At 43.9% G+C, this 7514-nt stretch carries 7 protein-coding genes; 4 read left to right on the forward strand and 3 right to left on the reverse strand.

What is annotated here, in order from left to right; translation table 11 throughout:
* Positions 1-43: 43 nt before the first annotated feature.
* Together VF412_RS12435 and VF412_RS12440 are read right to left on the reverse strand one after the other, a co-directional pair.
* Positions 44-2476, reverse strand: coding sequence for a cation-translocating P-type ATPase (locus tag VF412_RS12435; RefSeq protein WP_331339573.1), 2433 nt, complete (start codon positions 2474-2476; stop codon positions 44-46).
* A gap of 189 nt (positions 2477-2665) precedes the next feature.
* Positions 2666-3451: a dienelactone hydrolase family protein gene (locus VF412_RS12440; RefSeq protein WP_349259008.1), complete on the reverse strand. Its 786-nt coding sequence runs from the start codon at positions 3449-3451 to the stop codon at positions 2666-2668.
* 177 nt (positions 3452-3628) lie between these two features.
* On the opposite strand from VF412_RS12440, the gene VF412_RS12445 reads away from it, so the two are divergent.
* From VF412_RS12445 to VF412_RS12460, 4 genes are all read left to right on the forward strand, one after another.
* Positions 3629-4669, forward strand: coding sequence for a hemolysin family protein (locus tag VF412_RS12445; protein ID WP_331339575.1), 1041 nt, complete (start codon positions 3629-3631; stop codon positions 4667-4669).
* 3 nt (positions 4670-4672) lie between these two features.
* Positions 4673-4987: a divalent-cation tolerance protein CutA gene (gene cutA, locus VF412_RS12450; protein WP_331339576.1), complete on the forward strand. Its 315-nt coding sequence runs from the start codon at positions 4673-4675 to the stop codon at positions 4985-4987.
* A 72-nt stretch (positions 4988-5059) separates the two neighbouring features.
* A complete protein-coding gene (pyrE, locus tag VF412_RS12455) occupies positions 5060-5575 on the forward strand; it encodes an orotate phosphoribosyltransferase (RefSeq protein ID WP_349259009.1) in 516 nt (171 codons plus the stop codon).
* 14 nt (positions 5576-5589) lie between these two features.
* Positions 5590-6576 carry a hypothetical protein gene (locus VF412_RS12460; RefSeq protein WP_331339578.1) on the forward strand — a complete coding sequence of 329 codons (987 nt, stop codon included), beginning with the start codon at positions 5590-5592 and terminating at the stop codon, positions 6574-6576.
* A 24-nt stretch (positions 6577-6600) separates the two neighbouring features.
* On the opposite strand, the gene VF412_RS12465 is transcribed toward VF412_RS12460, so the two are convergent.
* A partial coding sequence (locus tag VF412_RS12465) for a hypothetical protein (protein WP_331339579.1) occupies positions 6601-7514 on the reverse strand: 914 nt, incomplete at its 5' end.

Genomic DNA, 7514 nt, shown 5'->3' on the forward strand with positions numbered 1-7514 from the left:
TAAAAAAACTCCTGCCTCAATACACATTTTCGGTTCAGCTAGACTAGCTTCTTGGCTGATCTTTTTGAAAAAACCAGTGCTTCCAAATTTGGAAAATTAAAATGCTCAACATAGCAGCCAAGATAGAAATACCTACGTCGTCCCAATGCAGGACTGAGAAGTGGAATATCCTTCGCAAGGAAGGTACATATAACACCAACATAAGAGCGCAAAAGGATATCAAAAGAATCGGCCATAGATACTTATTGCGCAAAGAGCTTTTAACGCTTTCGCGATGGTATCTATTCATGTAGATCAAAGCCAAATTGGCGAAAATTAGAATCGTAAATGCCAGGGCGCGAGCATCGAGGTCGCCTTGTCCTCGATGCAGAGCCATTGCGAAAGCAACGAAAATCACTGCATAGAGTATCAGCCCTTGAATCATACTTTGTACCAACATTGTCTTTGAGAAAATGGGTTCATTCTTTCTTCGGGGCGGCCGCATCATCAGATGTCTTGAGGCTGGTTCGGCCTCGAAAACTAATGAACAAGTGGGCTCTATGATAAGATGCAAAAATGCAACATGAACTGGCATCAAAATGATCGGAAGTTTAAGCAGGACCGGTAAAATAGAAATTCCAGCAATAGGTATGTGAACCGCAACTAAGTAGCTCATCGCTGACTTTAGATTTTCGTAGATCCCGCGACCGGTTTTTATCCCCTCCACAATGGTGGTAAAATTATCATCGAGCAAAACAATTGCGGCTGATTCACGAGCAACGTCAGTTCCTTTCTTACCCATTGCAATTCCAATATTCGCCGCCTTCAGTGCCGGGGCATCATTCACACCGTCACCGGTCATAGCAACCACCTCGCCTTGAGCCTGAAGGATTTTTACAATGCGCAATTTTTGCTCGGGAATCATGCGCGAAAAGCAATTGGTGGTTTGAAGATGTTGCGAAAGTTCGCTATCTGATAACTTTTCAAGAGAAGCTCCGGTCAAAACATCCAAAGGATTTTTCAGGCCGATCTGTTGCCCAACGGAGCTAGCTGTTTGAGAGTGATCGCCCGTCATCATGATAACCCGTATTCCTGCCTCATAGCACTGTTTAACCGCGCTCGGAACTCCTTCTCTGACAGGATCTGCAAAGCCAATAAGTCCAACAAATTCTAGCGAGAGTTCTTCTTGAGACGAGGGGACTGAAGATTTGTCGAATCGCCCTTGAGCAACTCCCAAAACACGAAGTCCCGAGAGGGCCATCCTTTCAACCTCCTCATGAATTCTTCGCGTGTCGACGAGATCTGCCACGCACATTTTTATAATGGTTTCGGGAGCTCCTTTGGTTGTGATCCACACCTGACCCGAATCTTCCAACCACAAATTGCTCATGGCAAAAAAATCGGAGGTCAATTGGAACTGCTGAAAAGGTCTCTCATGGATAGCGCTCTTATCATATTCCGTTGCTATCGCCTGCTCCATTGGGTCAAAGGTATTCGGATTCGAAGCATGAACTGCAATTTTCAAAAGATCTTCACGAGAAAACTTCGAAGAGTCATTGAGGTAAATTTGTTGAATCTTCATCTTATTCACTGTGAGTGTTCCCGTTTTGTCTACACACAACACAGTGGTCGCCCCGATACTATCCACGGCCGTTATTTTTCTTGTCAGAACATTTCGCTCAGAGAGTCTTCTCGTCCCTAAAGTAAGAAAGATTGTCAGAACTGCGGGTATTTCGTTGGGCAGAATCGCCATTGCCAACGTTAGACCTAATAGAACTCCTCCTAAAAGATCTTTGTTAAGGTAGAAATAGGCCGCGGCAGTGAATACGCTAAAGAAAATGGCAAGAACTGTGAGACGTTTTATGATTCTTTGAGTTTCCGCCTTCAGCGGCGTGGGCTCTACCGATGCTGCTACCAGCAATTTTCCGATACTGCCCAATTGAGTTCGCATTCCCGTCGCTATCACCTGCCCAAAGATTTGTCCTTGAACTACGATGGTGCCAGCCCAGGCCTTGTCATTCGCTTTTTTAAAAACTGCGAACGATTCACCTGTTAAAAGAGATTCATCGATCTGCCCTTGAACAGATTCAAGAATGAGAACGTCGGCTGGAACTACGTCACCAACATTTACTTGAACTAAGTCATCCACAACCAGTTCACGAGCAGAAATCCTTATTAACCGACCATCACGAATGACCAACGCTCTTGGACTGGACAAGCTCTTCAAGGCACTTAATGCTTTTTCGGTCTTCCTTTCCTGCAAAACAGTAATAACGATGATCAGCGCCCAAAAACCTAACAATATAAGCGCGTCTTGTAACTCACCCAAGAATCCGTAAATCATTCCACAAACTAACAACAGAATCGTCATGGGCTCGCGTAGAACCTCAACAACTATATGAAGAAACGCACGCTCACCTGCTGAGGAAATTTCATTAGGTCCGTCGCGACGCAAGCGTAACGAGACTTCGTTGGTGCTTAGTCCTCGCGGCTCCACGGTGGCTCCTTGAAAGTTATTACAATTTTCCTTTTCGAAGCATCGGATCTTGTAGTCATGCATGCCTCGATAGATTCATTTTAAATCTTCTTTAATTGACAGAAGAACGGGTCTTTTAACAGCAAATGACATTGGCTATGAGAAACAGCATAGATCCTTTGCCTGTTAGGACAAAGGATCTGAAGTAAATTATTTTACTGGAGCGACGTTACCTAAGAAATCAGAAAACGCCTGCCATGAACGGTGATAAGCCTTCTCGTTGTATGCCGCACCTTTTGAGTTGTCATTACCAGCTTCTGGTTGTGTGAAAGCGTGAACTGCATTCGAATAAGCAATGAATTGGTAATCTGCCTTCGCATCATTCATTTCTTTCAAGAAAGCATCCACTTCTTCTTTTTTCACGAATGGATCAACCGCTCCGTGCATGATAAGAACGGGCTCTTTGATATTTTTTGCATCTTCAGGATGTGGATTTGAAAGTGCGCCGTGGAATGTCGCCACACCAACAAGAGGTGCCTCACCACTGCGAGCAAGTTCAAGAGCGCCCATGCCGCCAAAGCAATAGCCCATCACGACAATATGAGAAGGATCTACGTGTTTGTCTTTTTTAAGAACATTGTAGGCAGCCATTTCACGTTGGCGCAAAAGTTTGCGATCTTCTTTGTATTGACCACTTATCTTAGCAGCTTCGTCCGTATTCTTTGGATGAACGCCTTTACCATAAACATCCAAGGCAAATGCGACATAGCCTTTCTCGGCCAACAACTTTGCGTGCTTCTTTTCGTGATCTGTGAGGCCCATCCACTGATGCACAATCAGGACTGCGGGACGAGGGCTTTTTGCGGCATCGTCATAAGCCATGAAACCTTCGAGCTCTTTGGAGCCATCTTTGTATTTCACTGTTTCTGTTTTCACTGAGGCAAATGCACTAGTACCGACTAAAAGGGATAGCGTAAATCCCGCGATGGATTTCATCATAAACACTCCTTTGTTATAGACTAAAGTCTAACGAAATCTTGATCCCGAGGTCAAAGGGCGCTGACAAAAGATCATCTTAGCTGGACTTATCGAGGCCGCGCCAAGGTGCGCTATAGACAGCCGCCTCTCACGGCATGGTATGATTTTAGAAACTATGGATACTTCACATCTTCTATGACGATCCTCATTATTCTGTTCGTATCGACACTTTCGATTTCATTTATTTGCTCACTGCTTGAAGCCGTTCTTTTAACTTCCACTTCCGCTTACATTGGCGTTTTGGTTAAAGAAAACCGCCGAAGCGCGAAATTGCTTGAGCACTTAAAAGAAAATTTAGACCGCCCTATCTCTGCAATTCTGACTTTGAACACGATTTCACACACGCTTGGTTCAGCAGCCATTGCATATCAGGTTCAAGTGAATTTCGGCGAGAAGTCCGTTACTGTAGCTTCCTTCATTTTGACGTTCGCGATCTTGTTCATTTCAGAGATCATTCCAAAGTCCATCGGTGCCTCTCACTGGAAGGCTTTGATTCCAATTGCAGCCTACACGATCCAGTTCATGATCATCATTCTTTACCCTCTTGTGATTATGTCCGAATGGTTGGGAAAGCTTTTCTCGAAATCTGAAGAAGATCCTGAAGTCAGCCGCGAAGAAATCTTAATGACGGCAGAGATCGGAGCCGAAGAAGGCACTCTTAAGAATAAAGAATCTAATATCATCAAGAATCTTTTGATGCTCGATAAGATCTATGTGTCTGACATCATGACTCCGCGATCTGTGTTCTTTGCTTTGGATAAAGAGCTGACAGTGGAAGAGGTCTTCACAAAATACCGCCCACTTCGTTTCTCGCGTATTCCAGTTTATTCAGGAAGTCTCGATAACATCATCGGCATGACATATCGTTATAAAATTCACGAGGCTTTGTCGAATGACCAACACGATAAGCTGATCGGTGATATCGTGACTCCGATTTCAAGTATTCCAGAGCGTATGACTGTGTCTCAAGTTCTTGATTTCTTCATCAAAGAAAAAGAACACATCGCTTTGGCCGTCGACGAATACGGTATCGTAGCAGGTCTTGTGAGCTTGGAAGACGCCGTTGAAACTCTTCTTGGTGTCGAGATCGTCGACGAACTTGATTCTGTCGAAGACATGCGTAAGTTTGCGCTTGAACAATGGCAAGTGCGTAAACAAAAAATGCGCAGGAGCTAATCCTTGACCCTGCTTTACATTCCCTGCCCAGATCAAACCACAGCCGAAACGATCTCGCGCACTTTGCTCGAGGAAAAAAGAATCGGTTGTGCGAACATTATTCCAGGAATGACTTCGATGTACTGGTGGGAAGGTAAAATAGAGACGAGCTCTGAGTATATCCTGATCCTAAAAACTTCTGAAAGCTCTGACGCGCTAAATTCCCTGGAAAAACGCATTCTAGAGCTTCACCCCTACGACATTCCCTGCGTTATGCGACTGCCTGTCGCAGCAATCAACGACTCCTACAAAAAGTGGCTTGAAGAAAGCCAATCCTAACTTCTAAGATGAAAAAGGTACGCCGTACCTTTTTGCGATGCTACGCATATATTCGAGGAGTTTTTTATGACTATGGGTCGCCAGGAACTTGCTAAAAAAATTTATGATATCGCTCATCTCACTGGTCAATTCAAGCTTCGATCTGGTCAAGTATCGAATGAGTATTTTGATAAGTATCGTTTTGAGGCACAGCCAGAACTTCTTCGCGAGATCGCAAAACAGATGGCGCCATTGATTCCGGTCGGAACAGAAATTCTTGCGGGTCTCGAGATGGGTGGCATCCCGGTGGCAACAGCTCTATCGCTTGAGACTGGCATCCCTTGTGTCTTCGTTCGTAAGAAAGCCAAAGACTATGGCACTTGCAAATTTGCCGAGGGCCTTGAAATTTCTGGCAAGAAAGTTTGCATCATTGAAGATGTGGTTACGACCGGTGGCCAAGTGGTTCTGTCCACTGCGGATTTGCGCTCGATCGGAGCCAAGGTGGACCATGTTCTTTGCGTGATTCACCGAGGTCCAGAATTCCCCGAACCTAAACTGACCGAAGTCGGGCTCACGTTATCGCCTCTATTTAAGAAATCTGATTTCTAACCGATACGAAGGGCATGAAAACTCTAAAATATGCCCTAGCAACATTAGTGTTGATATTCGGTTCCTTCTCAATGGCTCGCCCCGAGGTCATGCAGCAAGATGATGAAGGCGGAGTGGATAGCGGCAGCACTGGCAGCGATGGTTATGACCGTTGGAACTGTCGTGAACAAGATATGCTCATCGGTGTAGGGCTCCAATGTATTTCCTGTGGCCTTCAAGATTATTATTCTCAACACGGACAATCGGACGTAGTTCCCTCTGAAAAATGGCTTGCCTTACTCGCAGTAAATGCTCGTTCGTTCAGACCGATCAAAAGCTACGGATTGCCAGGACGACCAGCTTCATCCAATGGCTACGGGACAAATGAGATGGATAACATGAAAAGACTAGTTATCGCTCAAATTCAATCATATGGTTTCTGCACAAAATATATCAGCAAAGACACAATGAAGGTTACTCGAGGAAGTAGATATCGCGATCTTTCTAGCAGTGATTGGGCATTTGTAAAACAATATATAAACTTTAGTGGCTCATCGAAGTCTCTAGACAATGTAGCGAAATTTTTCGGCTTTCGAGGTTCATTTTTGGGGAATTCGCCTATGGAAAATATGCGAAGCTTGTTCGATGATTCCAACCTAGACAACGAGAACTCTAACGCCCCTATTATTGAAAAGCGTCGCCTTTTTAAAGATAAACTTAAAAGTACACTCACCGAGTACGATATCTCTGGAGAAAAAATCGATAACAAAATAGATCTATTTGCGGCTGGTGATGCAGACAACGGTATTCACCAATGCATGGAGGAAGTTCAAAAGCGCTTAAATTCTTCCGATTACTCTACCCCCAATGTGGATATGTGCGAGAACATGGCTAAGTCATGCAACTTAGCCACGGACTTCTGCCACAACGATTTACACAGTCAGCCAAAGCTACAATCAAAATCAAGTGGCAGAAAAAACCTGCCGCCTCTTGATGGTAATGGCAACGGAGCTATTAAATAATAAAAAGGAGGGCATCCCTCCTTTCTATTCACACGATTTAAAGTTTCCATCAAAATCTATAATAGCTTGCATGAGTTTATCAACATCTGCGTCAATAGAGCCCTTCGGCACTTCTTTACCTCCAGGCAAGCCGACATTTGTCACATCACCTTTCGCAGCTTCAGCTTTCTGTCGCTCTTTTTGATCTCTTTCGAAATTATCCATATCGGCTTTATTATACGCTATTCTATACACCTCTGGATATTTGCTTAGAAAGCTTACAACATCGTCTTTCAACAACTCGGTCTGAAGTTGCTTCTTTCCCATAGTCTTTACGTTTAACAAAACTACATCCTCTAGATCTTTCTGAGGTAGGTCATTTGCACTAAGATCTTTAAAATTACCAATTAAACTCGAAATACTATAAAATCGAGCGACATCAGATAAAAGTTCTAGTCTCTGCTCACTTGAGAATTTATCCGCACCTTTTAAACCTCTCTCATAGAATGACTGGGTAAAGCTTGTAACTCCTAATTTCGCGTACTGAAAATCGCTTATTCCCGAAATCGGTCCCTCTGTTTTCTCAATAAATCCGACGATTACATCCAGGCCTATACCATAGCAAATTGGTCTTGAAGGCATAGGTAAAAAGCTTTCTCCACTTATAAACAACTCATCAATCAAACGACTTCCATCTCGAAGTTTCTTTAAAAATGGGAACCTCGTTTTAACAATAAACTCTAAAAGACCATCCATCCCGCCATAGAATGAAGCCCTACCGCTCTCAAAGAATTTTCTATCAGAAATTTCAATCATGTCTAAAACATCGCGATTTTGATTGGCCTGAACTTGAAGATATTCGAAAGGGCTATATGCTGTCCCTCTCCGTGGAAGGTATGGAGATGCTCCTTTTCTAAGAAGCTGCATTGTCAAATCATCCTCGCCAGCCTTCACAGCGA

The sequence above is a fragment of the Bdellovibrio sp. genome, assembly GCF_036384735.1.
GTDB lineage: Bacteria > Bdellovibrionota > Bdellovibrionia > Bdellovibrionales > Bdellovibrionaceae > Bdellovibrio.

Bases quoted from the DNA above. Each gene is read 5' to 3' on its own strand.
- VF412_RS12460 (WP_331339578.1), top strand. From the start codon at position 5,590: ATGAAAACTCTAAAATATGCCCTAGCAACATTAGTGTTGATATTCGGT.
- VF412_RS12440 (WP_349259008.1), bottom strand. From the start codon at position 3,451: ATGAAATCCATCGCGGGATTTACGCTATCCCTTTTAGTCGGTACTAGT.
- VF412_RS12445 (WP_331339575.1), top strand. From the start codon at position 3,629: ATGACGATCCTCATTATTCTGTTCGTATCGACACTTTCGATTTCATTT.
- pyrE (WP_349259009.1), top strand. From the start codon at position 5,060: ATGGGTCGCCAGGAACTTGCTAAAAAAATTTATGATATCGCTCATCTC.